The organism is Tautonia sp. JC769 (assembly GCF_040717455.1).
Lineage (GTDB): Bacteria > Planctomycetota > Planctomycetia > Isosphaerales > Isosphaeraceae > Tautonia.
In genome coordinates this window covers 108,040-133,930 of sequence record NZ_JBFEFH010000013.1, presented here as the reverse complement: position 1 = coordinate 133,930, position 25,891 = coordinate 108,040, and the positions used below count along the sequence as shown (strand labels likewise).

Annotated in this window: 16 protein-coding genes; 11 read left to right on the top strand and 5 right to left on the bottom strand. The window is 68.7% G+C overall.

Annotated elements, in window-relative coordinates; all coding sequences use genetic code 11:
- The first annotated feature begins 15 nt into the window (after positions 1-15).
- Both AB1L88_RS14535 and dnaE read left to right on the top strand, forming a co-directional pair.
- Positions 16-321: a type II toxin-antitoxin system Phd/YefM family antitoxin gene (locus AB1L88_RS14535; RefSeq protein WP_367097395.1), complete on the top strand. Its 306-nt coding sequence runs from the start codon at positions 16-18 to the stop codon at positions 319-321.
- A gap of 584 nt (positions 322-905) precedes the next feature.
- The gene (gene dnaE / locus AB1L88_RS14530) at positions 906-4,454 is read left to right on the top strand and encodes a DNA polymerase III subunit alpha (protein ID WP_367097394.1); all 3,549 of its coding nucleotides are present in this window, start codon (positions 906-908) and stop codon (positions 4,452-4,454) included.
- Positions 4,455-4,752: 298 nt separating this feature from the next.
- Here dnaE and AB1L88_RS14525 read toward each other — a convergent pair whose 3' ends face one another.
- Positions 4,753-5,547 (bottom strand): 2OG-Fe(II) oxygenase, encoded by a 795-nt coding sequence (locus AB1L88_RS14525; RefSeq protein WP_367097393.1) that lies wholly within the window; start codon positions 5,545-5,547, stop codon positions 4,753-4,755.
- Between the two features lie 338 nt (positions 5,548-5,885).
- Between AB1L88_RS14525 and AB1L88_RS14520 the strand changes: the two genes are divergently transcribed.
- The 4 genes from AB1L88_RS14520 (at position 5,886) to AB1L88_RS14505 (ending at position 13,906) form a co-directional block, all read left to right on the top strand.
- Positions 5,886-9,281, top strand: coding sequence for a S41 family peptidase (locus AB1L88_RS14520; RefSeq protein ID WP_367097392.1), 3,396 nt, complete (start codon positions 5,886-5,888; stop codon positions 9,279-9,281).
- Positions 9,282-9,395: 114 nt separating this feature from the next.
- Positions 9,396-10,169 carry a hypothetical protein gene (locus AB1L88_RS14515; protein ID WP_367097391.1) on the top strand — a complete coding sequence of 258 codons (774 nt, stop codon included), beginning with the start codon at positions 9,396-9,398 and terminating at the stop codon, positions 10,167-10,169.
- 308 nt (positions 10,170-10,477) lie between these two features.
- Positions 10,478-10,855 carry a nuclear transport factor 2 family protein gene (locus tag AB1L88_RS14510; protein WP_367097390.1) on the top strand — a complete coding sequence of 126 codons (378 nt, stop codon included), beginning with the start codon at positions 10,478-10,480 and terminating at the stop codon, positions 10,853-10,855.
- 201 nt (positions 10,856-11,056) lie between these two features.
- Positions 11,057-13,906, top strand: coding sequence for a pitrilysin family protein (locus AB1L88_RS14505; RefSeq protein ID WP_367097389.1), 2,850 nt, complete (start codon positions 11,057-11,059; stop codon positions 13,904-13,906).
- Positions 13,907-14,098: 192 nt separating this feature from the next.
- Here AB1L88_RS14505 and queA read toward each other — a convergent pair whose 3' ends face one another.
- A complete protein-coding gene (gene queA / locus AB1L88_RS14500) occupies positions 14,099-15,130 on the bottom strand; it encodes a tRNA preQ1(34) S-adenosylmethionine ribosyltransferase-isomerase QueA (RefSeq protein WP_367097388.1) in 1,032 nt (343 codons plus the stop codon).
- 6 nt (positions 15,131-15,136) lie between these two features.
- The gene (locus AB1L88_RS14495) at positions 15,137-17,506 is read right to left on the bottom strand and encodes a serine hydrolase (protein WP_367097387.1); all 2,370 of its coding nucleotides are present in this window, start codon (positions 17,504-17,506) and stop codon (positions 15,137-15,139) included.
- A gap of 224 nt (positions 17,507-17,730) precedes the next feature.
- On the opposite strand from AB1L88_RS14495, the gene AB1L88_RS14490 reads away from it, so the two are divergent.
- Positions 17,731-19,098, top strand: coding sequence for a S41 family peptidase (locus AB1L88_RS14490; RefSeq protein ID WP_367097386.1), 1,368 nt, complete (start codon positions 17,731-17,733; stop codon positions 19,096-19,098).
- A gap of 174 nt (positions 19,099-19,272) precedes the next feature.
- Entirely contained in the window at positions 19,273-20,436 is a 1,164-nt protein-coding gene (locus tag AB1L88_RS14485; protein WP_367097385.1) for a serine hydrolase domain-containing protein, read from the top strand.
- Positions 20,437-20,446: 10 nt separating this feature from the next.
- Here the strand turns inward: AB1L88_RS14485 and queG are convergent, their stop codons facing one another.
- Together queG and AB1L88_RS14475 are read right to left on the bottom strand one after the other, a co-directional pair.
- Positions 20,447-21,544, bottom strand: coding sequence for a tRNA epoxyqueuosine(34) reductase QueG (gene queG, locus AB1L88_RS14480; protein WP_367097384.1), 1,098 nt, complete (start codon positions 21,542-21,544; stop codon positions 20,447-20,449).
- Positions 21,541-22,455 (bottom strand): hypothetical protein, encoded by a 915-nt coding sequence (locus tag AB1L88_RS14475; RefSeq protein ID WP_367097383.1) that lies wholly within the window; start codon positions 22,453-22,455, stop codon positions 21,541-21,543. The genes queG and AB1L88_RS14475 overlap by 4 nt, the downstream gene beginning before the upstream one ends.
- 149 nt (positions 22,456-22,604) lie before the next feature.
- Between AB1L88_RS14475 and AB1L88_RS14470 the strand changes: the two genes are divergently transcribed.
- From AB1L88_RS14470 to AB1L88_RS14460, 3 genes are all read left to right on the top strand, one after another.
- The gene (locus AB1L88_RS14470; protein ID WP_367097382.1) at positions 22,605-23,522 is read left to right on the top strand and encodes a hypothetical protein; all 918 of its coding nucleotides are present in this window, start codon (positions 22,605-22,607) and stop codon (positions 23,520-23,522) included.
- Between the two features lie 127 nt (positions 23,523-23,649).
- On the top strand, positions 23,650-24,765 hold the full coding sequence (locus AB1L88_RS14465) for an aminotransferase class I/II-fold pyridoxal phosphate-dependent enzyme (RefSeq protein ID WP_367097381.1): 1,116 nt from the start codon (positions 23,650-23,652) through the stop codon (positions 24,763-24,765).
- Positions 24,766-24,823: 58 nt separating this feature from the next.
- Complete coding sequence (locus AB1L88_RS14460; RefSeq protein WP_367097380.1) at positions 24,824-25,831, top strand: hypothetical protein; 1,008 nt, start codon at positions 24,824-24,826, stop codon at positions 25,829-25,831.
- Positions 25,832-25,891 lie beyond the last annotated feature (60 nt).

Sequence of the window (25,891 nt, the reverse complement as noted above, 5' to 3'; positions counted from 1 at the left end):
GCAACAGAGGAAGACATGCCCCAATCCCGCGTTCGTTTCATCGGCAGCCGCGAGCTGCACCGAGACCTGCCGAAGGTCCTCGAAACCCTCGAAGACAATGACAGTCGCTACGTCCTGACCATCCACAGCAAGCCCAAGGCGGTGATCATCGGGGCCGAGGCGTTCCTCGAACTGCTCCGCTGCCAGACCCCTTCGGATCGCTTGCTCGCGCTCCAACTGGGCGCCCTGGTCCAGGGCCTCGGCAAGGGAGACTCGGACGACGAGACGCCCGGAAGCGAGACGGTGGCCGCCGAGCAGGAGGCCGAACTGGTTTCGGTCTGATCGCTCCTGTTGCAATTCCGGTCGACCCGTGGCGTGGCTCCGGCCACGCCCGGCCCGACCGCGACGCGGCGCGGCGCGACCAGCCTCGCCCGACCCGACACCGCCGATCGACCAACGCAGCTCGCCAGGGGCCATGCATGACCTGGCCGGCGTCCGCCCCACTCTGCCTGGCTGACACGCCCAGAACCCCCGATTCGCCGCCTTGGGGCTGACCTCGGCCCGCGGAGCGGCCTGCCTTCCCCGCCCGCCCCGCCGGATCGCCCGCCCTCCCAGGCCCGCGCGATCCTCCCCCATCGCGATGATCCGCACCCCTCGCCGCGAGCTTCCCGAAGCTGGCCGGGCCGACGAGCCGATACCGAGTACGATGGGACTGGACGGGCGTGCCCGCGACACGTCCGTGCGCCTGGCCGGGCCTCGGATTTTTCGGTACACTCTTGTGTGTTCGTCGGTACAGTAGATTGGGGCCGACGTGCCGTCGATCGGCCCGCGTTGCCCCCCTGCCCGACCGAGCCGAGGGCCTGCCCGTCCGCCCGCCCGCCCGGCCCCCCGAAGTCCGAGACCGCGATCCGCCCGAGGAGAGCGAGATGCCCAGCGCCCCGCCCTTCGTCCACCTGCACTGCCACAGCCACTACAGCCTGCTCGACGGCGGCTCCCGACTGCCCGAGCTGACCCGTCGGGCCAAGGCCCTGGGCATGGAGTCGCTCGCGCTGACCGACCACGGCAACCTGTACGGGGCCGTCGAGTTCCTCCGCGAGTCGAAGGCCGCCGGCATCAAGCCGATCGTCGGCATGGAGGCGTACGTCGCCCCCCGCCACCGGACCGACCGCACCGCCGGCGGGGTCCAGAAGAAGAAGCACTACTTCCACCTGACCCTGCTCGCCCGCACCGGCGAGGGGTTCCGCAACCTGATCCGCCTCTCGTCGCTCGCCTTCCTGGAGGGGTATTACTACAAGCCCCGGATCGACCACGAGATCCTCGAACGTCACGCCGAGGGGCTCACCTGCCTGACCGGCTGCGTCTCCTCCGAGTATTCCGACCTGATCCTCAACGACCGCGTCGAGGAGGCCGAGAAGCTCGTCGCCTGGTATCAACGCATCTTCGGCCCCGAGCACGTCTTCGTCGAGATCCAGAACAACGGCTATCACGTCCAGGCCGAGCACCTGGACCGGTCGGTCGACTTCTCCCGCCGCCGGGGCTTCCCCTTGGTCGCGACGAGCGACGCCCACTACCTGACCCGCGAGGACGCCGAGTCGCACGACGTGTTGCTCTGCGTCAGCTCGGGCAAGACCTTCGACGACCCGACCCGCCTGAAGTTCGACTCGCAGGAGTACTTCGTCCGCTCCCCCGAGGAGATGAGCGCGGCCATGCCGGGGCTGGACGAGGCCCTGACCCTGACGCAGCGGATCGCCGAGTCGGTCGAGCCGAACTACGAGAGTTTCGGCCTGGGCAAGCGCTGCTTCCCCGCCTTCGACCCGCCGCAAGGGAAGACGCCCGACGAGTACCTCCGCGAGGTCTGCGAGGACGGGCTCCGCGAACGCTTCGGCGACACGATCCCGCCCGAGGCGCAGGAACGGCTCGATCACGAGCTGGGGATCATCGCCCGGATGGGCTTCTCGGCCTACTTCCTGATCGTCTGGGACTTCGTCCGCTACGCCCACGAGCAGGGGATCCCGACCACCGCCCGAGGATCGGCCTGCGGGGCGTTGGTGGCGTATGCCCTGAAGCTCAGCCACGTCGACCCGTTGACGTATGATCTGCTGTTCGAGCGGTTCCTCGACCCGAACCGATCGGAGGCGCCTGATATCGATATTGACCTCTGCCAGGAGCGGCGCTACGAGGTCATCGAGTACGTCCGCAAGAAGTACGGCGGCGACAACGTCGCCCAGATCGGCACCTTCGGCACGCTCAAGGCCAAGGCGGCGATGACCGACGTCGGCCGGGCGCTCGGGATCCCCCTGGCGAAGGTCGAGACGGTCAAGAAGCTGGTGCCGAACGTCCTGAACATCACGCTCGACGAGGCGCTGAAGAAGGAGCCGGCCCTGCGGGCCGAGGCCGATCGCGACCCCGACATCGGCCGGATGATCGAGTTCTCCCGCCGGCTCGAAGGCACGGTCCGCAACGTCGGCACGCACGCGGCGGGCGTGGTGATCGCCGACCGCCCCCTGCGCGACCTCTGCCCCTTGCAGAAGATCCCGAACAAGGACAAGAGCAAGGAGGTCGTCTCGACCCAGTGGGACATGGGGGACGTCGAGAAGGCGGGCCTCCTGAAGGTCGACTTCCTCGGCCTGCGGAACCTGACCAGCCTGGCCGCCGCCATCAAGATGATCAACGAGCGGCACCCGGACAACCCGGTCGACCTCGACGCCTTGCCGCTGGACGACCCCGAGACGTTCGCCCTGCTCCAGCGCGGCGAGACGAAGGGGGTCTTCCAGCTCGAATCGGCGGGCATCCGCGACCTCCTGATCAAGATGAAGCCCGACCGCTTCGCGGACATCATCGCCACGAACGCCCTGTACCGCCCCGGCCCGCTCAACGGCGGCATGGTCGACAGCTACGTCAATCGCAAGCACGGCCGGGAGGCGGCCGACTACCCGCACCCGGTCATGAAGGACGTCCTGGAAGAGACCTACGGGATCATGGTCTACCAGGAGCAGGTCATGCGGATCTTGAACCGCCTGGGCGGCATCGAGCTGAGCAAAGCCTACGCGACCATCAAGGCGATCTCGAAGAAGAAGACCGACGTGATCGCGGCCGGTCGCGAAGCCTTCATGAACGGGGCGGTCGAGCGGGGCCTGGAGAAGGCCAAGGCCAAGGAGATCTTCGACCTGATCGAGTTCTTCGGCGGCTACGGCTTCAACAAGAGCCACTCGACCGCCTATGCCCTGGTCGCCTATCAGACGGCTTATCTGAAGACCCACTACCCGACCGAGTACATGGCCGCCGTGCTCACGTCCGAGATGGACGGCTCGGAGCGGGAGAAGTTCTTCGTCGAGCATATCGACGACTGCCGTCGGATGGGCCTGGCCGTCCTGCCGCCGAACGTCAACGAGGGGGTCGTCGGCTTCCGCCCGGCCGATGAGGCCAAGACGATCCACTTCGGCCTCGGGTCGATCAAGGGGGTCGGCTTCAAGGCGGTCGAGACGATCATCGAGGCCCGACACACCGGCGGCCCGTTCACCAGCCTCGACGACTTCTGCGAGCGGGTGCCGTCGAAGGAGGTCGGCCAGGGCGTCACCGAAATCCTCATCAAGGCCGGGGCGTTCGATACGCTGGGGGCGCGCCGGAGCCAGTTGCTCGCCGTGCTCCCGAGGGCCGTCCAGGGGGGGCAGGCCCGGCAGGAAGACCGCAAGCGGGGCCAGAAGAGTCTGTTCGACGCGTTTGATGCCGCCGTGGCGGTGGCCGAGCCGGAGACGATCGTCACCAGCCTGCCCGACGTCCCCGAGCTGTCCGACGCCGAGCGCCTGGCCGAGGAGAAGAAGGTCTTGGGCTTTTATATGTCGAGCCATCCCCTGGCGCGGCACGAGGCCCTGATCGAGGCCTTCCGCACCCACACGGTCGCGCAACTGGGCGAGCTGCCGGACAAGGTCGAGGTGGTGCTCGGCGGCATTCTGGCCGGGGTGAAGGTCCGGAACGTCCAGAAGAGCCGGTCGGGCCTGACCCGGATGGCCAAGCTCTCGGTCGAGGACCTGACCGGCTCGACCCCGGCGATGCTCTGGCCCGAGGAGTTCGCCAAGCAGCAGGACCTGGTGCGGGACGACCTGATCTGCTTCGTCCGCGGCCAGCTCAGCCGACAGCGCGAGCCGGCCGAGCTGATCGTCAGCCGGATCATCCCCATCGAGCGGGCCGGGGCCGAGCTCTGCCGGGGCCTGGTCGTCCGCCTGAACAAGGGGGCGCACGGGGCGCAGGAGCTCGACCGGCTGGGCCGGGTGCTCGGGCAGTACCAGGGGAACCTGGAGGTCTACTTCGAGGTCTTCGGCCTGCCGAACGCGCACCGGGCGATCTTCCGCGCCGGGGCGGCGTGGCGGGTGAGGCACGACGACGCGTTGATCGCCGCCCTGGAGTCGACCGTCGGTGCCGGCAACGTCTTCCTGCTCGGCAACCGGGGGGCGGCGGCCCCGCCCTCGATGGGATGAGGTCCGGAAGGGGCTGCTGGTGACGGCGCCTTGTCCGAGCTTCGCGGAGAGAAGCAAGCGGAGGACGGGGCCGGGCCCCTGAGCGGGCCCGCGGACCCCCTCACCCGGCCTGACGGCCACCCTCTCCCCCGCAAGCGGGGGCGAGGGGTGGGTCTGCCGCCCTCTCCCCGAGGGCGGGGAGAGGGGTCCCTGTCGAGGACTCACTGCGTGTCGTTCGTGCCAGCAGCCCTCCTCAACAGCCCGGCCTGACGGCCTCCCTCTCCCCTTACTCGGCGAGGGAGAGAGGGTTATGAGGGGCTTACTTGCTCTTGATGAGCTTCTTGGCGTCGTGGAAGGTGCGGCGGACCCATCGGCTCATCTTCTCGGCGGGCATGAGGACCTTCCCCTTGAGGACCTCGTTGGGGCGGGCCTTGAAGATGGTCGAGTGGATGGTGCCGTCCCAGCCCTCGGGGGCCTGCTCGGTGTAGTAGTAGCCGGCGAACGACTTGCGGGTGTTCCCCGGGGGGCACTTGACCGCGGTGACGCCGTGGTAGCTGATCGGGCTGGTGGCGAAGATCACGCAGCGGTTGAAGATCGGCGAGAAGGAGTGGTGGCAGACCTTGACCTTCTTGTCCCAGAGCTCGACGTTGCCGCCCCACTCGGGCTGCCAGTCCTTGTTGAAGTAGACGAGGATGTTCAGGCGGCGGTGGAGCTTCCGGTCGCGGAGGTAGTTGAAGTCGACGTGGACGTCGAGGTGCCCCTGGGGGCCGGTCTGGTGCATGCCGCCGCCGATGAGCTTCGGGTCGTCGAGCAGGTCGGGGATGTCGAAGATGTGCGACAGGTCGTCGCGGAATTCGGGGGAGGCGAGCAGGCGGTTCAGCTCGGCGATCGGCTCGGGGAACTTCGAGGAGTCGGTGAGCTGGACCTTGCCCCGCTCGTTCAAGGCGGCGAACTCGCGGCCCATGGTCGAGGCCTGCTCGTAGGTCGGGAAGGCGGCGAGCACCCGATCGGCGAAGTCTTCCTCAAGGAAGCCATCGATGCAGAGGCTTGGGAAGGGGGTCGCGTTGCGGACGCGATCGCGGAGGGCGTCGCGGTCGAACGGCTTGATGCTCATGGATGTGAGGGCTCAGTGGTGCCGGAGGTCGGGGGATGGTTCGGGTCTGGAGAGGATGGGGGACGGGACCGATCTCCCGCATCTTCCATTTGATCAGGGATACGGCGCCGCCCCGCCGTTGGTGACGGCCGCCACCAAGCCTAATTCGCGGCGTCGGCGGTTGTCAAAGCGATTCAAAAGCCGGTTGCGCAGGAAGCAAACGCGGTTCCAAGGGGGATCGCCGGCCGGACAACTCCATCCGCCGGGGGACCGGGGGCTGATCCTCCCCGGGGCTTTCCGGTAAGATAGGCGATCCGCCCAAGCACCATTGCCTGGACCATTGATGAGGGGGTGCCTCGATGTCGGTGTCTGTGTTCGCGACGGGGTCCTTCCGGCCGATTGCGGCGGGACGGGTCGCCATGCTCGGGGTCGTGCTCGCCCTCTGCGGGGCCGAGCCGGCGGGGGCGAATGGTCCGAAGCCGATCCAACTGGCGGAATCCCCGGCGCTGTCCCCGGACGGCACGACCCTGGCGTTCTCCTGGGCGGGCGACCTCTGGACCGTGAGCACCGAGGGGGGGACCGCACGCCGGCTGACCGTCCACCCGGGGCGCGACTCGGAGCCGAGCTTCTCCCCCGACGGCGCGACGATCGCCTTCGTCTCCGATCGCGAGGACGGGAGGCAGGTGTACCGGATGCCCGCCGAGGGGGGCGTGCCGGTCCCGTTGACGGCCCACAGCGAGGGCTACCGGCTGGAAGGGTGGTCGCCCGAGGGGGGGCAATTGCTGGTCAACGCCTCGCGGGACCATTTCTGGAGGCATGCCGAGCGGTTCTTCCTGATCGACGCCGAGGGGCGATCGGCCGAGCGCCCGGTGTTTGACGCCTATGGCTCCGAGGGCTCGCTCTCGCCCGACGGATCGACCTTGCTGTTCGTCCGGGAAGGGGTGGCCTGGTGGCGCAAGGGGTATCGCGGTTCGCAGGACGCCCAGATCTGGAGCTATGATCGGGAGTCGGGCGCATTCGAGAAGGTGCTCGCCCCCGAGGGGGGGGCCCGGTGGCCGCTCTGGAGGCCCGACGGCGAGGGGTTCTACTACGTGGCCGAGCACAACGGGGCCTTGAACCTGAGGGAGCACGCGCTCGGATCGGGCGAGGATCGGGCGTTGACGAGCTTCGAGGACGACTCGGTCGTCTTCCCGACCCTCTCGGCCGACGGCTCGACCCTGGTCTTCCGGCACCTGTTCGACCTCTACCGGATCGACCCGACCGCCGATCGGCCGACGCCGACGAAGATCGAGATCGAGCACGAGGCCTCGGCGATGGTGCCCGAGGCGAGCCGGGTGAGCCTCGATCGGGCCTCGGACGTGGCCTTCTCCGACGACGGGCTGGAAATCGCCTTCATCGCCGGGGGGGACCTGTGGGTCATGGATACGGTGCTCAGGGAGCCGGTCCGGGTCACGAGCACGCCGGAGGAGGAACGGTCGCCGGTCTTCGCGCCCGATGGCGAGTCGATCCTGTTCGCGAGCGACGCGGAGGGCCAGAGCGACCTCTGGCGGGCGACCCGGGCCGACGAGGACCGCTTCTGGTGGCAGAACACCGCGTTCGAGCTGGAGCGGGTGACACAAGACGCCGCCGTCGAGTCGCGCGTGCAGTGGAGCCCCGAGGGGTCGAAGGTCGCCTTCGTGAAGGGCAACGGCGACCTCTGGATCATGGACGGCGACGGGGAGAATCCGAGGCGGATCCTGGAAGGCTGGGGCGCCCCCGAGTTCTGCTGGTCGCCCGACGGCCGCTGGATCGCCTTCGCCCGGGACGACGACGAGTTCAACGCCGACGTCTGGATCATGCCGATCGACGGCGATCGCGAGCCGTTCAACGTCTCGAAGCACCCGAGCAACGACGGCAACCCGGCCTGGTCGCCCGACGGCTCGATGCTGGCCTTCACCGGCAGGAGAGGGGTCGATGGCGAGGTCGACGTCCATTTCGTCTTCCTCCGCCGCGAGGATGACGAACTGGGCCGCCGCGACCGGACGATCGAGGAGGCGATCGAGAAGATCCGCAAGGCCCGCAAGGAGATCGAGAAGGGGAAGGACGACGGCCCCCGCGACGGCAAGGCCGGCCAGCCCGATGCCGACGAGGACGGGCCGGAGGAGGAGCGGGAGGACGCCGATCCGGAGGAGGACGAGGAGGACGAGGACTCGGGCGAATCGGACGAGGACGCCGAAACCCCGGAGGTCGTGATCGACTTCGACGACATCCACGAGCGCATCCGCCGCGTCTCGATCCCGAGCTCGTCGGAAGGGGGCTTGTTCTGGTCCCCGGATTCGAAGCGGCTGGCCTTCCGGGCGAACATCGACGGCCAGTCGGGGACGTACACGATCGAGCCGACCGGGAGCCTGGAGCCGAAGCGATTGTCGGGCGAGACGCTGGGCGATCCTCGATGGCTGGACCGGGGCAATCAAATCGTCGGGAATTCGGGGGGAGTGCCGACGAGCCTGGCGGGGTCGGGCAATTCGGCGGAGAAGTACACGTTTGCGGCCCTCCAGGAACTCGACCGATCGGCCAAATACGGCGCGGGCTTCGACATGGCCTGGCGGACGATGCGCGATCGCTGGTACGACGAGAACCTGAACAACCGCAACTGGGACGCGATCCGACGCAAGTATGCCGACCTGGCGGCGTCGAGCGTCGATCGATCGATGTTCGCCGAGGTCGTCCGCCTGATGCTCGGCGAGCTGAACGGCTCGCACCTGGGCTTCTCGCCGAGGGGCAGCGATACGATCGAGCCGGTCCGGGGGGACTGGAGCGTCTCGACCGCCCACCTGGGCGTCCGGTTCGACCCCGAGCACCAGGGGCCGGGGCTGAAGGTCCGCGACGTCTTGCCGGGGGGGCCGGCAGATCGGGCCCGATCGACGATCGAGCCGGGAGAGATCATCCTGGCGATCGACGGCGAGACGGTCGACCCGGACATGGATCTGACGCCGCTGCTCAACGGCCCGCTCGCCCGGGACATTGTCCTGACGGTCCGGGACGACGAGGGTCAGGAGCGGGCCGTCGTCATCCGGCCGATCTCCTTCGGCGCGGCCCGATCGCTCCTCTACGACGCCTGGGTGAAGGGCAATCGCCGGGCGGTGGAGGACGCGAGCGACGGGACGCTCGGCTACCTGCACATCCGGGCGATGAACGGGGCGAGCTTCTCGAAGTTCCAGGAAGAACTGTACTCGGCCGCCGCGGGCAAGGAGGGGCTCGTCATCGACGTCCGCGAGAACGGCGGCGGCTCGACGGCGGATCTGTTGCTGACGAGCCTCACGCAGCCGTCCCACGCGATCACGGTCCCCCGGGGGGGGAACCCCGGTTATCCGCAGGATCGCAAGGTGTTCGCCTCCTGGTCCCGGCCGATCGTGGTGCTCTGCAACCAGAACAGCTTCAGCAATGCCGAGATCTTCAGCCACGCGATCAAGACCCTCGGCCGGGGGCAGCTGGTCGGCGTGCCGACGGCCGGGGGGGTGGTCAGCACCGGGGCGACCTCGATCATGGACCTCGGCACCTTGCGATTGCCGTTCCGGGGCTGGTACGTCGCCGGGACCGGCGAGGACATGGAGCTCAACGGCGCGGTGCCCGACGTGATCGTCTGGCCCGAGCCGGGCGAATGGCCCCGAGGCGACGACCGCCAGCTTTCCGAGGCGATCGACCGACTCAAGCAAGATGTCTCGGAAGCGAAGAACCAGCCGCAGCCCGAGCTGCGCAAGGCGAGCGAACGCTGAGTTTCGCCCGGCGACGTTCCGTCTTCCCAATCGTTCCCGGTTTCTCCGATTCTTTGGTTCTGTTCCGTTCCGTTCCGTTCTGCCCAAGACCTTACGAGAAAGGTTTTCACGTCGATGACTCGAACTTACGGCCCTTCCCTGCCCCGCCTGCTGTCGCTTGGGCTGCTGGTCGCGGTGGCCTCTCCCGCCATCGGGCAGGACGACGCCTTGCCCAAGGCTGAGGAAATTCTGGCGAAATCGATCGAGGCGACCGGCGGCGAGGCGGCCTACAAGGCGCTCAGCACCCGCAAGGTCGCGGGGACGATCGAGTTCGTCGGTGCCGGTCTGAAGGGTGAGCTGACCCTTGAGCAAGAGGCACCGAACAAGATGAAGACGACTCTGGAACTGGAAAATGTCGGCACGTTCCTGCAGGGGACCGACGGCACAATCGCCTACGAGATCAACCCGGTCAGCGGGGAGCGGGTGCTCGAAGGCCCCGAGAAGGCTGCCTTCCTGCGGGAGGCGGCGTTCTATTCCGACGTCGATTGGCAGGACTACTACGCCGAGGCCGAGACCAAGGAGGTGATGGAGGTCGACGGGACGAAGTGCTACGTCGTGGCCATGACCCCGAAGGAAGGCCGGGTCGAAACGCGGTTCTATGCCGTGGACACGGGCCTGCTGGTCAAGTCGCGCCGGATCGTCGAGTCGCCGATGGGGGAGATCCCGGTCGAGTCGTTCGTGAGCGACTACCGCGAGGTCGATGGGCTGAAGATCCCGTTCGTCAGCACCGAGATGCTGCTCGGCCAGGAGGTCAAGACGACGATCCAGTCCGTCGAGCACGGCGTGTCGTTCCCCGAGGGCACGTTCGCCGTCCCCGAGGCGATCAAGAACCGAGCGGGGGGGCGGTGATCGCGATCGAGGATCGCCGGGGCGAGCAGGCTCGGACGCTCCTGTCACAAGCGGCCGGGGAACCCAGGCGGTTCCCCGGCCGTTCTTCGTTTGGGGGCGGGTCGCCGACGCGAGAAGGTCCCCGGCGGATCGGGCCGCGAATCGGCGGCAGGATGGTTCTTCCGGGGCGTGGGGCGGTCCCCGGCGCGGCATTTGCGTTCAAATTCTTTGCGTTCAAAAGTCGATCGGGCTTCCCGGGTGATCGAGCACGAAGCGAGCTTTCCGTCGGACCGGGACCGTCTTCTGGTCCAAGGCAGGAGTGTCGTCCCATGACCTTCCGAGAATCGTTGGAGGAGCATCTCCGAGCGCTCAAGATGCGAGACCTGCCCGCCCTGATGGCGACATTGCCGGAGGGTGAGCTGACGCTGATCCGCCCTGACGGCCGGCACCTTCGCTCGGCGGACGAGTTCGTCTCGCTGTATCGCGACTGGTTCGCGTCGCCGTCCTGGACGATCGAGACGCGCCTCGAAGAACTGACCGAGTGTGAGGCCCTGGGTTTGGCGGTCGTGCATGTGACGTACCGGGACGAGCCCCCCGACCGCGACCGCGTGGTCGAGCGGTCGTTTCACACCTTCGCCTTCGCCCGGCAGGGGAGCCGTTGGGTCTTGATCCACGACCAGGCGACCCCCATCCAGCCGATCCCGTGAGGGGCGCCGGCGAGCCTGGGGCGAGGCGACCTGCGGCGATCCTCGGTCGGCTGCTCTGGACGACTCGAGGGGTGAAGGGGCAAGATAGGGTCTTCGTTCCGCCTCGCGATTCCCCGAAGCCCGGCGACCGACGACTCGTCTGCGACCGCCCCGCGCCGAAGTCTCGGTGAGCCGGTTCCGGCACCCCAGGGCACCACCGAGATGCAATCGAGACTCACCTCCTTGACCGTGCTGGCGATCGCCGCTGCGGCCTTGATCCCGCCTCCCTCGCGCCTGAGTGCGGCTCAGGACGAGCCGAGGACCCCGCAGATCCCCGACCTGAAGGTCGAGACGTACACCTTGCCCAACGGCCTGGAGGTCATCCTCCACGAGGATCACACGACCCCGGTCGTCGCCGTGAACGTCTGGTACAAGGTCGGCTCGAAGAACGAGGCCGAAGGCCGGACCGGCTTCGCCCACCTGTTCGAGCACCTGATGTTCCAGGGGTCGGAGAACCACCAGGCCGAGTACTTCGCCCCGCTCGAGCCGCTCGGCGCCGAGATCAACGGCAGCACGAACACCGACCGCACGAACTACTTCGAGACGGTGCCGAGCAATGCGCTGGGTCTGGCCCTCTGGCTCGAGGCCGACCGCATGGGCTTCCTGCTGCCCGCCCTGACCCAGGACGCGCTCGACAACCAGCGCGACGTGGTCAAGAACGAGCGCCGGCAGCGGGTCGACAATGTCCCGTACGGCCAGGTCTCGGAGCGGATGCTCGCGGCCCTGTACCCCGAAGGGCACCCGTACCACCACAGCGTGATCGGCTCGATGGAGGACCTGTCGGCCGCCTCGCTCGAGGACGTGAAGAACTTCTTCCGGACCTACTACAACCCGAACAACGCCAGCCTGTGCATCGCCGGCGACTTCGACCCGAGCGAGGCGAAGCGGCTCGTCGAGCTCTACTTCGGCGCGATCCCGAAGGGGCCGGAGGTGGAGCGGACCCCGCACCAGGTCCCCGAGCTGGACGGGCCGGTCGACCTGGCCATCACCGACCGCGTCTCCCTGCCCCGCGTCTATCTGACCTGGCCGACCGTGCCCGAAGGCCACCCGGACGAGGAGGCGCTCGACGTGCTCTCGGCCGTGCTCGGCCAGCTCGACAAGGAAAGCCGCCTGGAAAAGGCATTGATTTATGATGAGTCGATTGCCAGCCAGGTCTTCGCCTATCAGAGCACCGGGGCCGTCTCGGGGACGTTCAACGTGATCGCCACCGGCAAGCCCGACGGCGACCTCGACGACCTGGCCGCCCGGATCGAGGCCGAAATCGAGCGCCTCCAGCAAGACGGGCCGACCGAAGACGAGGTGATCAAGGCCCAGAACACGACCGAGAGCAGCCTGGTCTTCGGGCTCCAGGCCGTCGGCACCCGGGCCGATTACTTCAACGCCAACAACGTCGCCTTCGGCGACCCATTGGCGTACCGGGAACAGTTGCAGAAGCTTTTTGACGTGCGGGCCGAGGACGTTCGCCGGGTGGCTCGGGAGTACCTGACCCCCAACCGCGTCCGGATGGACGTGACCCCCGGCGCCCCGACCGAGCGGGCCCCGGAGGTCGTCGTCAACGCCGCGCCGGTCGAGATCGTGCCGGACGACGAGCCGATCGTCGAGGAGCTCGACCGATCGATCATGCCGACCCTGGGCGACGCCTCCGAGTTCTCGCCGCCCCCCGTCGAGCGCCGGACGCTCGACAACGGCCTGGAACTGCTGGTCGTCAACCGCCCCGAGCTGCCGATCCTCACCCTGCAACTGGTCGTCAAGGGGGGGGCCACCCTCGCTCCCGAGGGGCAGGACGGCGTGGCCGAGCTGACGGCGAACCTGCTGACCGAGGGGACCGAGACGCGCGATGCCCAGGACCTGGCCGGCGCGCTGTCTCGCCTCGGGGCGTCGATCAGCGCCTCGGCGGGCATGGAGCAGATGACCGTCTCGCTCTCGACCCTGACGAAGCACACCGACGCGGCCCTGGAGCTGTTCGCCGACGTGGTGCTGAATCCGGCCTTCCGGGAAGGCGACCTGGAACGCCAGCGGGCCTTGCTCCTGTCCGGCCTGCTTCGTCGCCGGGACAGTGCCGAGGGGATCGCGTCGCTCGTCTTCCCGGGCCTGCTGTATGGGGTCGATCACCCGTACGGCCGCCAGGTGTCGGGCACCCCGGAGACGGTGCCGACGATCACCCGTGATGACATCGTTACCTTCCACTCCCGCCTGTTCCGGCCGAACAACGCGGCCCTGATCGTGGTGGGAGACACGACGGCCGATGCGATCGTCGAGCGGCTCGGCCGGGCGGCCATCGGCGACTGGGAGGCCGGCGACGCCCCTTCGCACTCGCTGCCCAGTCCGGAGCCGGCGCCGAAGGACACGCTCTACCTCGTCGACCGGCCCGAGTCGGCCCAGTCGGTCCTGGCCCTGGGCCAGATCGGCCTGTCGCGCGACACCCCCGACTACTTCCCGGTGACCTTGATGAACGCCGTGCTCGGCGGCCAGTTCTCCAGCCGGATCAACCTGAACCTGCGCGAGGAGAAGGGCTACACCTACGGCGCCCGGTCGTCGTTCTCGTTCCGGAGAGGCCCCGGTCCCTTCTCGGCCAGCACCTCGGTGCAGACGGCCGTGACGGCCCCCGCCCTGGTCGAGCTGTACAAGGAGCTGACCGAGATCCGAGGGGACCGCCCCGTGACCGAGCAGGAACTGGCCGACGCGAAGGGCCGGCTGATCCTCGGCTTCCCCGGCGACTTCGAGACGACCGGCGGCGTGGCCTCTCAGGTGGTGGACCTGGTCCTGTACAACCTGCCCGACGACTACTTCACGACCTATCAGGACAAGGTCGAGGCCGTCACCCCCGAGCAGGTCCAGCAGGCCGCCCGGGAGCACCTGCACCCCGACCGCATGACCCTGCTGGTCGTCGGCGACCGCGACGCCATCGCCTCCTCGCTGGAGGAACTCCCCTTCGTCCCCTCCCTCACGCAGCTCGACCCCGACGGCAACCCCGTCGATCCTGCCGCCACCGGGGCGGGCGAGGGGCGCTGATCCCTCGGATGCCCCCGGGAGCCGGGCCGGTCGATCCGGCTCCCGGGGGTTCATCGAGCAGGCCTTGTGCTTCGATCAATTGTTCATCATTACATTGCTCCCGTCGACCGTCAACCGGCTGTGGACGTCCGCCGCCGGGGGCCGATCCGATCGGGAATCGACCGTCTCGGGGGGCGGGGATGAGGGGGGCGCTCAGAGGATCAACATCGCATCGCCATAGCTATAAAAGCGATAGCGTTGGCGGACCGCCTCGGCATACGCCTTCCGGATCAATTCAACCCCCGCGAGGGCCGAGACGAGGACGAGCAGGCTGCTCCTCGGCAGGTGGAAATTCGTGATGAGGGCATCGACCCCCCGGATGGGGACGCCGGGATGGAGGTAGATGTTCGTCTGGCCGGTGTACGGCCGGAAGGCGCCGGCGTCGTCCACGCACGATTCCAGGACTCGGGTGGCGGTGGTGCCGACCGCGACGATCCGGCCGCCGGCCGACCGGGTCGCGTTGAGCTGCCTGGAGACGGCGGGAGGCAGCGAGACCCATTCGGCGTGGAGTTCGTGGTCCTCGATGCGATCGACCTTGATCGGGCGGAAGGTGCCGGGGCCGACGTGCAGGGTGACATCGGCGATGGAGACGCCGAGGGACCGGAGCCGATCGAAGATTGCCCCCGTGAAGTGCAGGCCCGCCGTCGGCGCCGCGACCGAGCCGGGGGCCGAGGCGTAGACGGTCTGGTAGCGGTCGCGGTCCTCCGGGTCGTCGGCCTCGCGGTGGATATAGGGCGGGAGCGGGATGTGGCCGTAGGAGTCGAGCAGATCGAACGTCGGTCGCAGGTCGAGCGCACGGGCGAGCCAGTGGCCGTCGTCGAGTCGTTCGATCAGTTGCAGACGCAAGCCGCCGTCGATCAGGATGTGCTCCCCCGGTTGGGGACGGCCGCGGGTCTGGGTCATCAGCTCCCAGACGTTCCGGCCGTGCTCGCGCAGGTAGAGCCCCTCCCAGCGCCCGCCGGTGGCCTCGCGACGGCCGAGCAACCGGGCGGGGACGACCTTCGAGTCGTTCCTCACGAGCAGGTCGCCGGCGCGGAGCAAGTCGGGGACGTCGGCAAAGACGCGGTGCTCGATGGTCCCCGAGGCCCGATGGACCACCATCAGGCGCGACCGATCGCGGCGGTCGGCCGGGTGCTGGGCGATCAGGTCGTCGGGCAGGTGGAAGTCGAAGTCGTCGGTGTGCATGGGTGGTCAGGAGGCTCCGGCTCCGGCCTCGATCTCCTCGAACGTCTGATTGCCGATGGGGTACGATCGCCAGTCCTCGAAATCGAAATGCCACCACTCGTTCGGGATGACGGCGAACCCCTGGTCTTCCATCGCCCGACGCAGCAAGAGCCGATGCCACCGCTGGCGGGCGGTGCCCCCGGGGTAATACGCCCCGCCCCGCTCGGAGAACTCGTCGTAGCCGGCGACCATCGGGACCGCCTTGCCCGTGGATCGGTCATAGAGGGTCAGGTCGACGGCGCACCCTCGGTTGTGCCGCGAGCCGCTGGCGGGATTGGCGACGAATCCGCGCGATGCCTCGGGCGTGGCGTCGTAGAACATCTTCGTGACGTACCAGGGGCGGTAGGCGTCGTGGACCAGGAGCCCGTAGCCGAGCGGCTCGAGCGACCGATGCACCCGCACCAACGCCTCGGCCGCCGGGCGCTGCAGGAGGGCCCGGGCCGAGGAATAGAACGGGGTGCCGAGGAAGTTGTTCTCGGTCGCGTAGCGGATGTCGAGCAGGATCGTCGGATCGAGCGTCGTCAGGTCGACAAGATCGGATTCGAGGAACGGGCCTTCCTCGGCCGGCGGGGAGGCGGCGAGCGCCCCTGGAAGGAGCTCGGCGACCGGTCGAATCGGATCGACGCGGAAGGTCGAGCCGTCCTCGCCGTCGATCGGCCGACGCTCGAAGACAACGCTTTCTCCGAGGATGGCTCGACGGGCCTTGCCGCTATCGTCGCGATCGAACCGGAGCGTCTCGTCGTGGTAGAGGCCCGTCGAGGGGAACGCAAAGGTGTCGCCGCCGATCGGTTCGAGCGGGTAGAGGAAGAACCACTCGATCAGGGCGTAGAGCATCCCTTCGCGTTCGAGGATGTAGAGGATATTGTGATCCCATCCATACTCGCCGATTAGTCCCGTCCAGTCCTCGGGAGCGGCCGGGGGGGGCTCGTCGCCGGGCATCCTGCGGAAGGCGGAGCCGCCGAAGATCAGGCGGTCGCCGTCCCGATCGATGGTTGCGCCGTGGGCGAGGATCGGGCCGTCGATCACGAGCCTGGCCCCGTCGGTTCCGGGCACCGACCGCAATTCGTGCAGGTAACCGCTCCGCGTGGGGACCATGAGCAGTCGGTCGTCCTGATCGAGCAATTCGAGGATACGATCGGCCTGATCCTCGTCCTGGTATCGGCCTCGGAGCGTCCGGGCGAGGCCGTCGGGGAGGGGATCCGATTTGGGGAATTCGGGGAGCGGCGTTCCGTCCTTCAAGGCGAGCAGCGTTTCCAGGGCGAGGTCGGCGATGGTGCCCACGTCGGCGACGTCGAGCGACGCCGACACCGCCACGCCGAGCTTCTTCTCGGGCAGGGCGGCCAGCTCGGTGGCGAAGCCGTAGACGGCCCCGCCGTGGCCGACCCGCCGGTGCCCGTTCCACTCGCTTACGGCGAAGCCCAGGCCGAAGCGGCCCTTCGCGTCGAACTGGGGTTCGAACATCCGGGCAAGCGTCTCGGCCTTGATGACCTCGCCCGCCTCGGTCCGCCCGCCCTGGAAGAGCGTGATCAGGAACCGGCCGAGGTCGGGCATCGAGGCGTGGAGGCTGCCCGCCGGCGCGTAGCCGAGGGCGAAGCCGGGGGCCTCGAAGCGGCGGCCGTCGTAACCCCACATGATCGCCCGTGCGAGCCGGGATTCGATCGCGGCGGTGCGCTCGAAGTCGCTGGACGACATCCCCATCGGTTGCAGGAGCCCGGATCGGATCACGTCGGCGAAGGGCTTCCCGGCGGCCCGTTCCACCGCCAGGCCGACGACGCCGAGCCCGGCGTTCGAGTACTTCGTTTTCGATCCGGGAGCAATGGGCAATCGCGTCCGATTGAGGCTGGCGACGGTGTCGTCGAGGCTCGGCTCGTCGGGGTCGAAATAGTGGCCGACGGGGGGCTCTCGGACGAGCCCGGCGCGGTGGCTCATCAGGTGCCGGAGGGTGATGGCGGCCTCGAACGGGTTCTCGGGGGCGAACTCGGGCAAGGCGTCGGCGACGGGCGAATCGAGGTCGAGCGACCCCCGCTCGACGAGTTGCATGGCCGCCAGGTCGGTGAAGAGCTTCGACACGGAGCCGACGCGGTAGATCGTCTCGGCCGTCGCGGGGGTCCCCCGCCCCGGGTCGGCCAGGCCGAAGCCACGCACCCAGACGATCTGGTCGCCGTCGACCAGGGCGATCGACAGCGCCGGAATCCCCTTCTGCTCGACCTCTCGGGCGATGAAGGCTTCGAGCGCCGTGGTCGCCTCGGCCGTCATCGGCGCGTGGGGGCCGATGACCTCCTGAGCCATGACGGGGGAGATCAGACTCGCGAGGGACAACGCGACGAGACGCAACATCTTCGGCGACTCCGAGGGCGAAGGTGCGGACGCAACACGGACCCGATTATGACGGAAGACGCGATGCGGCGGGAGTGCTTCGATGCCCCCGCGTGCCGATCGGCCCCTCGATTTCCGCGGGATCACTCAAGACGCCCGGCCGTCCGGCGAAGTACAATCGAGCATCCTCGGGCGAGCACCCCGCCCTGCTCGCACGACCTCATCTTTTCAAGGGTCCTGCCCCCATGATCCGATCGAACCGCCTGCTTCCCGCCTTGAGTGTCCTGGGATCTCTGCTGATCCCGATCGCGCTTCGGGCCCAGGAACCGGTCGCCGAGGCCCGATCCGCCGAGGCCGCCGCCGAGCCGAGGCCCGCCCGAGTGTTGACCGAGGAGCAGGCCCGCCTGAACCTCGAATCGTTCGACATCGTCTGGGAGACGATCCGCGACAAGCATTTCGACCCCGACCTCAACGGCGTCGACTGGCCCTCCGTCCGCGAGGAACTGCGCCCGAAGATGGCCGAGGCCGGGACCATGGACGAGGCACGGGCGACGCTTCAGGAAATGGTGAAGCGTTTGAATCAGTCGCATTTCGGGATCATCCCTCAGTCGGTCTACGAGGCGATCGACGGGGACGAGGACGACTCTGGCGGCGACGGCGCGACGGGCCTGCACATCCGGGCCGTCGAGGGGGAAGCCCTGGTCGTCCAGGTCGAACCCGGCTCGCCCGCCGAGGAGGCCGGGATCGAGGCGGGGTGGGTCGTCGAGCAGGTCGAGGGGAAGCCGATCGCCCCGGTCCTGGAGAAGGTGGCCGAGGTGTACGAGGACTCGACCCAGTATGACCTCTACGCCTCCCGGGCGGTCGAGCGTCGGCTCGGCGGGCCGACCGGCTCGGATCGCACGATCCGTTTCCGAGACGGGGAGGGCGAGCAGGTCGACCGGACGCTCACCCTGGCCCGGCCCCGGGGGACGGTCGCCCGGTTCGGCAATCTGCCGCCGATGTCGGTCTACTTCGAGAGTCGGGTGGTTGATGAGGCGATTCCTTATGTGCACTGGAGCGCCTTTTTTGATCCGGCGTCGCTCATCCCCAAAATCGGCGAGGCGATCACCGGGCATCTCGACGCGCCGGGCTTGATCCTCGATTTGCGGGGGAATCCCGGCGGGATCGGCGCCATGGCCATGGGGATTTGCGGGTGGCTCTTCGACGAGTCGGGCTTGAAGCTGGGCACGATGAGCACTCGCGACACGAACCTGAACTTCGTCGTCTTCCCGAGGGCCGAGACGTTCAAGGGGCCGGTGGCGGTGCTGGTGGACGGCTGCTCGGCCTCGACCTCGGAGATCTTCGCCGGTGGCCTCCAGGATCTCGGCCGCGCCCGGATCTTCGGCTCGAGGACGGCCGGGGCGGCCCTGCCGTCGGTCGTGGTAAAACTGCCCAACGGCGACGGATTCCAATATGCCTTCGCCAACTATGTTTCCGCCAGCGGATCGACGCTGGAAGGCACGGGGGTGATCCCCGATCAGGAAGTCTGGCCGTCGCGATCGGCCTTGCTCTCGGGCGGCGACCCGGTGCTCGACGCCGCCGTGACCTGGATTCGTGCCCAGGCCGACGAGTGAGGCCGGCCCCCCCAGGGGCGGACGGACATCCGAAGAGGGGCGAGGATCGGCCTTGGGGTCCGTTGCCGTCCCCCCTGTAGTGCGTTGAGAGAATCTTCGCGTGCGTGTTCGGGATTGATTCGATGAGGATCTGTCTCCTTTGATTCGGCCTCTCACGGCCCCGGAGCCTCTGCCATGAGCGGTGTTCCCCTTGCAGTCGTGATGGTGACCCTCTTCCCGACGCTGCCCCTCCGGGCGGAGGGTCCCGAGGAAGCCGCCGGGAACGAGGCCCGGGCGCTGGCGGCGCTGCTCGAACCGATTCGGGAGCGTCATGGTCTGCCGGCGCTCGCCGGGGCGATCGTCACCGCCGAAGGGCCGATCGCCGTGGGAGCGGTCGGTCTTCGGCGGGCGGGAGACGGGCCGGCGGTGAGCCTCGATGATCGCTTTCATCTGGGATCGTGCACGAAGGCGATGACCGCCACCTTGCTCGCCACGTTCGTCGAGGAGGGGGTCATCTCCTGGCAGACGACGCTTGCCGAGGCCCTGCCCGATCTGGCCCGGGTGATGCACCCCGATTACCGATCGGCCACACTCGAACAGTTGCTGGCGCACCGCGCCGGATTCTCCGGAGAGACGGCCGCCCCGGGGCTGTCATTGCTCGCCATGAAGGCCTCGAGCGCCTCGCTGACGGCCCAGCGGACCGACTACCTGCGGAGGGTCCTGGCCGAGGCCCCCGCCTCGCGGCCGGGCACGACGTTCGAGTATTCCAACCGGGGGTACATCGTCGCCGGGGCGATCGCCGAGCGATTGGGAAAGGCCCCCTGGGAAGACTTGATGCGACGGCGGCTGTTCGAGCCGCTCGGCATGTCGTCCGGCGGATTCGGCCCCATGGCGTCGCCGGGCAGGGCCGATCAGCCCTGGCCTCATCTCGTCCGGGAGGGCATAACGTTGCCGATCCCTCCGGGGCCGGGCGCGGACAATCCGTTGATGATCGGCCCGGCGGGCACCGTCCACGCCTCGATGGCGGACTGGGCCCGCTTCGTCGCCTGCCACTTGCGGGCAGGTGAAGGGCGACCCGCCTTGCTGGCACCCGAGACGTTCGCCACCCTGCATGCCCGGCCGGGGGACGGGAATTATGCCTTCGGATGGGGGTTCCACGAGCGGTCCTGGGGGGGCGGCACCGTCTTGAATCACGCCGGGAGCAACACCATGAACTATGCCGTGGTCTGGATGGCCCCCCGTCGCCGCTTTGCCGTCCTGGCCGCCACCAACCAGGCGGGGGACGCAGGGCCGAAGGCGTGCGACGAGGCGAGTTCGGCCCTGATTCAGTATTACATGGAGAATCATGCCGGGAAGTGAGCGGGATCGGTTATGGCGCGGGGGGGTGGGGGCGAATCGTTCGGCCTTGAGGCGGCAGCACCCCTCGGAGCGTCGCCAGGGCCTTCGAGCAGGCGGCGCCGACGATCGGGTCGGCGTCGTCGACGTTCTGCTCGAGCGCATCGAGCACCTCCGGGTCGGCGACCCCTCGCGATTCGAGCAGGCTCGCCGCGTTGCGGAGCAGGCCCGAGCGTTTGGCCCGGGTCATGGCCGATCCCCGGATCAGGGCGGCGATTGTCGCGTCGTCGCTCCGGAGCAACTCGACCAGGTCGACGGCGACCCGCCGGGGATCGGCCGCCAGCTCGGGATCGGTGCCGGGCGGGCTCTTGCGGTTCCAGGGGCAGACCTCCTGGCAGATGTCGCAGCCGAAGAGCCAGTCGTGGAGCCGGCCCTCGGCCTCGTCGGGAAGTGGTCCGCGGTGTTCGATCGTCCAATAACTGATGCATTTGCGGGCATCGAGCCGGCCGGGGGCCGAGAACGCGTCGGTCGGGCAGGCGTCGAGGCATCGCGTGCAGGTGCCGCAATGCGTCGATTCGTGGGGAGCGTCGGGTTCGAGATCGAGGTCGGTCAAGAGGGCGCCAAGGACCGTATAACTGCCGATCTGTCGGTGAATGAGCATGGTGTTCTTCGCGATCCAGCCCAGGCCGGCCAGCCGGGCATAATCGCGTTCCAGCAGCGGAGCGGTGTCGGCCACGGCCCTCGACCGCGACTCGGGCCAGGCGGCCTCGACGTGCCCCTTCAGCCGTCCCAGGCGCTTCCAGAGCACCTTGTGGTAATCCCTGCCCCGGGCGTAGCGGGCCACCTTGCCGGTCCGAAGCGTCGAGGGCGGGTCGGGCGTGCCGGGCTTGTAGGACAGGCCGACCATCACGACCGAGCGGACACCCTCGAGGGCCGATTCGGGATGCCGGCGAGCCTCGGCATGGGTGTGCATGTAGGTCATGCCCGCCGCGTTCCCCCCGGCGAGCCAGTCGAGGAACGATCCGAACCCCGGAGGCGAGACGGCCGGTGCGATGCCGACGAGGTCGAATCCCAGCGCCCTGGCCAGGCGCTTCACCTCGGCCGATCGCCGGTCGGGGGGCTGATCGCTCACGGCAAGTGGTCCCGGAAGCGGGAATGACAGGCCTTGCAGTCGTTCGCCGAGTCCTTCAACGCGGCCGTCGCGGCGTCCCGGTCGACGGTCGGGGGACGCAGGGTGTCTCGCAGGGCGAGGGCATTCTGCTCGGCGTCCCGCAGCAAGGCGAGGAATGCATCCCCCCTGCCCTTCGACTCGCCGAGCCGGGCCAGTTCGCGGTAATGCTCGGCCAGCAGGTTGGCCTCATTGACCGGTTCCAGGTCCGGGTGATCGGCGGGCACGCGGAAGCCGGAGTCGGCGATGGCCTTCAGGTGCTCCCAGCGCAGGTCGATCATGACCATCGCCTCGACCAGGTCGGGGACCTCGGCCCGCTCGGGGAGGTCCGCATCGGTCAGGGTGGCGATGGCCCTGTCGGGGGGGGCAGTAAAATGCTCGATGCTTCGATAAAGCCCCGCGTAATCGGGCGAGGTCCCCGCCTGTTCGAGCCATCGGCGGGCGATCGCGTGGTCCCAGCCCTCGGCGACCATCCCGCAGACCGCCGCCGCCGCCGGGCCGCGATGCTTCCCGTGGTGGCAATGGATGTACACGGGCCCCGCCGCCTCCCGAGCAACCTTCGCCAGTGCCAGCGCCCGATCGTCCGGGATCCCGTCGTAACCGATGGGTAAATGCACATAACGCATCCCGTACCGCCGCGCGCGCTCGAGGTCGGGCGCCTGGCCATCCACGCTGACGATCGTCCTCACGCCGAGCGCCGCCAGCGCCTGGAACGCCTCGTCCCCCTCCGGCTGCCCCCCGCTCAGGAATCTCGGCGAGAGGCGGAACAGGTTCTCGATGCCGGCGGCCTCGATCCGATTCGGCCCCTCGACAGGGCGAGGAACGCCCCCGAGGCTGGCCGCGACAATCATTCCCATGACAAGGTGTCGATGCATGCTTCTGGGTCCGCGTTCCTGGCCGCCCGCTCGTTTCGGTGTGCCTTCGAGCATCGCGGACCGGGCGTGCCGTTGTCAACCGGCGGGATCGCAGGCCGATCGGGGCGTGTCGATCCGGATGGGCATGGCCCGCTCGAAGGACCAGGGAGTTGCCGGCTGATCGGCCGATCGGCGAGAATCGCAGCACCACCGGCCGCCTCGCCAACGCTCCTCGGGGGGAAGTCATGATCGCCACCTGTGCCGTGCTTGTCGTCCTGGGAGGGTTCCAGGGCCCCGAGGCCGACGGCCGACGCTCGGTCCTCCCGGGCGGTGCGACCGTGATTTTCCCGGGCGACCTGCCCGAATCCGGGCCGATCGATCTCGTGATCCACCTGCACGGCTCGGCCGATGCCGTTGCTCGCGCGCTGGACGTCTCGGGATGGCCGGCCGTGGCGATCGCGGTGAACGAACCCGGCCTGTCGTCGGCCTACGAGCGCCCGTTCTCCGATCCCGACCGGTTCCCGGCGTTGCTGGAGGGGGCGAGGGCCGTCATTGCCGGGCGCGTGCCGGGGGCCGATCTCGACCGCGGGCGTCTGATCGTCAGCTCGTTCTCGGCCGGGTTCGGCGGAGTGCGGGCGCTGCTCGCGCAGCCCAGGGCGGCCGAGCAGATTGATGCGATCGTCCTGGCTGATTCGCTTTACTGCGGATATGAAGGCGACCCGGCGGACCGCCGGCTCGATCCCGGGAAAATGTCCGGGTTCCGCCGCTTCGCGAGCGAGGCGGCCGCCGGCCGGAAGGCGATGCTCGTCAGCCACTGCGCGCTGATCCCTGACGGCTACGGGAGCACCGCCGAGACGGCCGACGACCTCGTCCGTCACGTCGGAGGCGCCTTCGAGCCCGCGAGCGAGGATCTGGGGGGCGGTTGGCTCCTGTCGAGGCGGTCCGATCGCGGGTCGCTTCGGGTGCTGGGATTCGAAGGGGCCGGGGGGGACGATCACCTCCAGCATCTCCGCCGGCTGGGAGACCTCTGGCGCGACCTCCCCCGTCTCCCCGCGGGCGGCGTTGCGGGGCGGGGCGAGAATCGTTGACAATGCTCGTCCGGGGCCGCGCCGATCCGGCTGGGCGGCCCGATCCGGGATCCGAAGGCCACGGACAATGCAACATCCGCTCCTATCTCGAAAAGCCGAACGGTTCACCGAGAGTGTGATCCGGGGCATGTCGATCGAGGCGCGCAAGTACGGCGCCGTGAACCTGGCCCAGGGGATGCCCGACTTCCCCGCCCCCGAGGCGATCAAGGAGGCCGCGTGCCGGGCGATCCGGGACGACATCAACCAGTATGCCATCACCTGGGGGTCGGCGAACCTCCGCGAGGCGATCGCCGACCACGCCGCCTGGCACCTGGGGATGCAGGTCGACCCGGAGCAGGAGATCACGGTCACCTGCGGCAGCACCGAGGCGATGATCGTCGCCCTGCTCTCGCTCGTCAATCCCGGCGACGAGGTGATCCTGACCCAGCCCTACTACGAGAATTACTGGCCCGACTGCATCATCGCCGGCGCCGAACCGCGATTCGTGCCCATCCGCCCGCCCCACTGGTCGTTCGACTTCGACGAGCTGGCCGCCGCGTTCAACGACCGGACGAAGGCCATCGTCCTCTGCAACCCGAACAACCCGACCGGGACCGTCTTCAGCCGGGAGGAGCTGGAGCACGTCGCCCGCCTCTGCCGGGAGTGGGACGTGATTGCCATCACCGACGAGATCTATGAGCACATCCTCTACGATGGTCGTCGCCATTGCTGCATCGCCGCGCTCGACGGCATGCGAGAGCGTTCGGTGACGGTTTCGGGGATGTCGAAGACCTTCGGCGTCACCGGATGGCGGGTCGGGACGATCATCGCCCCGCCGAGGATGACCTGGGCGTTCCGCCAGATGCACGATTTCATCTCGATCGGCGCCGCCGCCCCGCTGCAGGAAGCGGGCGCGGTCGCGTATCGGCTGCCGCGATCGTACTTCGAGGGCCTCTCCTCGGCCTATCAGGCCCGCCGGGATCGCTTCTGCGCCCCCTTGCTGGAGATCGGCTTCGACTTCGAGCCGCCGCAAGGCGCGTATTACGTGATGGCCGACTTCTCGAGCTTCGTGGGGGATCGGCCCGACGACGAGTCGTTCGCCCGGCACCTGGTCCGAGAGGTCGGCGTGGCGACCGTCCCCGGGTCCAGCTTCTTCCGGGACAAGGAGCTGGGCCGCCACCTGATTCGCTTCTGCTTCTGCAAGCAGGATGAGACGCTCGATGCCGCCATCGCCCGCCTGAGGACGCTTCGAGCCCTGGTCTGATCCGATCCGGGGCATTTGTTCCCAATGGCGCGTCGCGATCGTCGAACATCTTCGCGAGGTGTGCGACGGTCGCGGCTTCATGACCGAGCGGGCGAACAAGGGGGTGATTGTGATCGATTCGGCTCCTCGGTCCTGTTTCTCGCGCCGATCGTGCTCGCGTCGCGCCTCGAACGTCGTCTTCCTGGTCGCGCTGCTGGGGCCGGTCGTCGCCAGGGGCCAGGGGGCGGCCAGCCTGTTCGCGGTCGGGGTCGATGGGAGCGGCCTGCGGACGGTCGCCGCGTCGGGAGAGGGTCCGGCCGGGTTCCACCGGGCGGCGCACCCGAGCTGGTCGCCCGATGGTCGTTGGCTTGCGTTCACCGCGTTCGACCCGACCGGCCGGCGTCCCGAGATTCGCATCGTCCCCCGAGACGGCGGGCCCTCCCGGAGGCTCGTCGAGGGGGTGGCGCCCTCCTGGTCGCACGATGGTTCAAAGCTGGCCTTCATGGTCAGCGGGAAACGGGAGATTGCGACCGACTGGACCCGCCCCGGCCGGAATGACGAGCGGGTGGCCATCGTCCGGGTCGAGCAGCCCGAGCGGCTCGAAGAATTCGGCTCGGGTCTCTGGCCGCGCTGGTCGCCGACCGATGATCGCCTGGCCTTCTCCAGCCGGCAGGGGGCGAGCTGGGATATTTTCGTCCGATCGGCCGACGGCATGAGCCTGTCTCGGCTGTCGGACAACCCGGCGATGGATACCGAGCCGCTCTGGTCTCCCGACGGCCGCGAGGTGGTTTTCCTCTCGAATCGGGGCGTCCGCTGGGACCTCTATCGCGCCCCGGCCGACGGCTCCGCCCCGCCTCGACGCCTGACCAACCACCCGAGCCGCGAGGAGAATGCCAGCCTCAGCCCCGACGCCTCGCGGATCGCCTTCACCGACCATCCCGGCCGGCCGACGAGCAGGATCCTCCTGCTCGACCTGGCCAGCGAGGTCGTCCGACCCTTGCTCCCCGATCCCCTCGGCGACCGCGATCCCGCATGGTCGCCCGATGGCCGCGAGATCGCCTTCGCCAGCCGTCGGCCCTTGCCGTGACGCGGCGCGGCGTGGCGCGGCGAGTGATCCCGGGTCGGGCTCCTGCTCGGAAGCGGTGGC

Excerpts from the sequence above, each read along its gene's own strand:
- AB1L88_RS14535 (WP_367097395.1), top strand. The coding sequence starts at position 16 with ATGCCCCAATCCCGCGTTCGTTTCATCGGCAGCCGCGAGCTGCACCGA.
- dnaE (WP_367097394.1), top strand. The coding sequence starts at position 906 with ATGCCCAGCGCCCCGCCCTTCGTCCACCTGCACTGCCACAGCCACTAC.
- AB1L88_RS14505 (WP_367097389.1), top strand. The coding sequence starts at position 11,057 with ATGCAATCGAGACTCACCTCCTTGACCGTGCTGGCGATCGCCGCTGCG.
- AB1L88_RS14490 (WP_367097386.1), top strand. The coding sequence starts at position 17,731 with ATGATCCGATCGAACCGCCTGCTTCCCGCCTTGAGTGTCCTGGGATCT.
- AB1L88_RS14485 (WP_367097385.1), top strand. The coding sequence starts at position 19,273 with ATGAGCGGTGTTCCCCTTGCAGTCGTGATGGTGACCCTCTTCCCGACG.
- queA (WP_367097388.1), bottom strand. The coding sequence starts at position 15,130 with ATGCACACCGACGACTTCGACTTCCACCTGCCCGACGACCTGATCGCC.
- AB1L88_RS14465 (WP_367097381.1), top strand. The coding sequence starts at position 23,650 with ATGTCGATCGAGGCGCGCAAGTACGGCGCCGTGAACCTGGCCCAGGGG.
- AB1L88_RS14475 (WP_367097383.1), bottom strand. The coding sequence starts at position 22,455 with ATGCATCGACACCTTGTCATGGGAATGATTGTCGCGGCCAGCCTCGGG.
- AB1L88_RS14510 (WP_367097390.1), top strand. The coding sequence starts at position 10,478 with ATGACCTTCCGAGAATCGTTGGAGGAGCATCTCCGAGCGCTCAAGATG.
- AB1L88_RS14515 (WP_367097391.1), top strand. The coding sequence starts at position 9,396 with ATGACTCGAACTTACGGCCCTTCCCTGCCCCGCCTGCTGTCGCTTGGG.
- AB1L88_RS14495 (WP_367097387.1), bottom strand. The coding sequence starts at position 17,506 with ATGTTGCGTCTCGTCGCGTTGTCCCTCGCGAGTCTGATCTCCCCCGTC.
- AB1L88_RS14520 (WP_367097392.1), top strand. The coding sequence starts at position 5,886 with ATGTCGGTGTCTGTGTTCGCGACGGGGTCCTTCCGGCCGATTGCGGCG.
- AB1L88_RS14525 (WP_367097393.1), bottom strand. The coding sequence starts at position 5,547 with ATGAGCATCAAGCCGTTCGACCGCGACGCCCTCCGCGATCGCGTCCGC.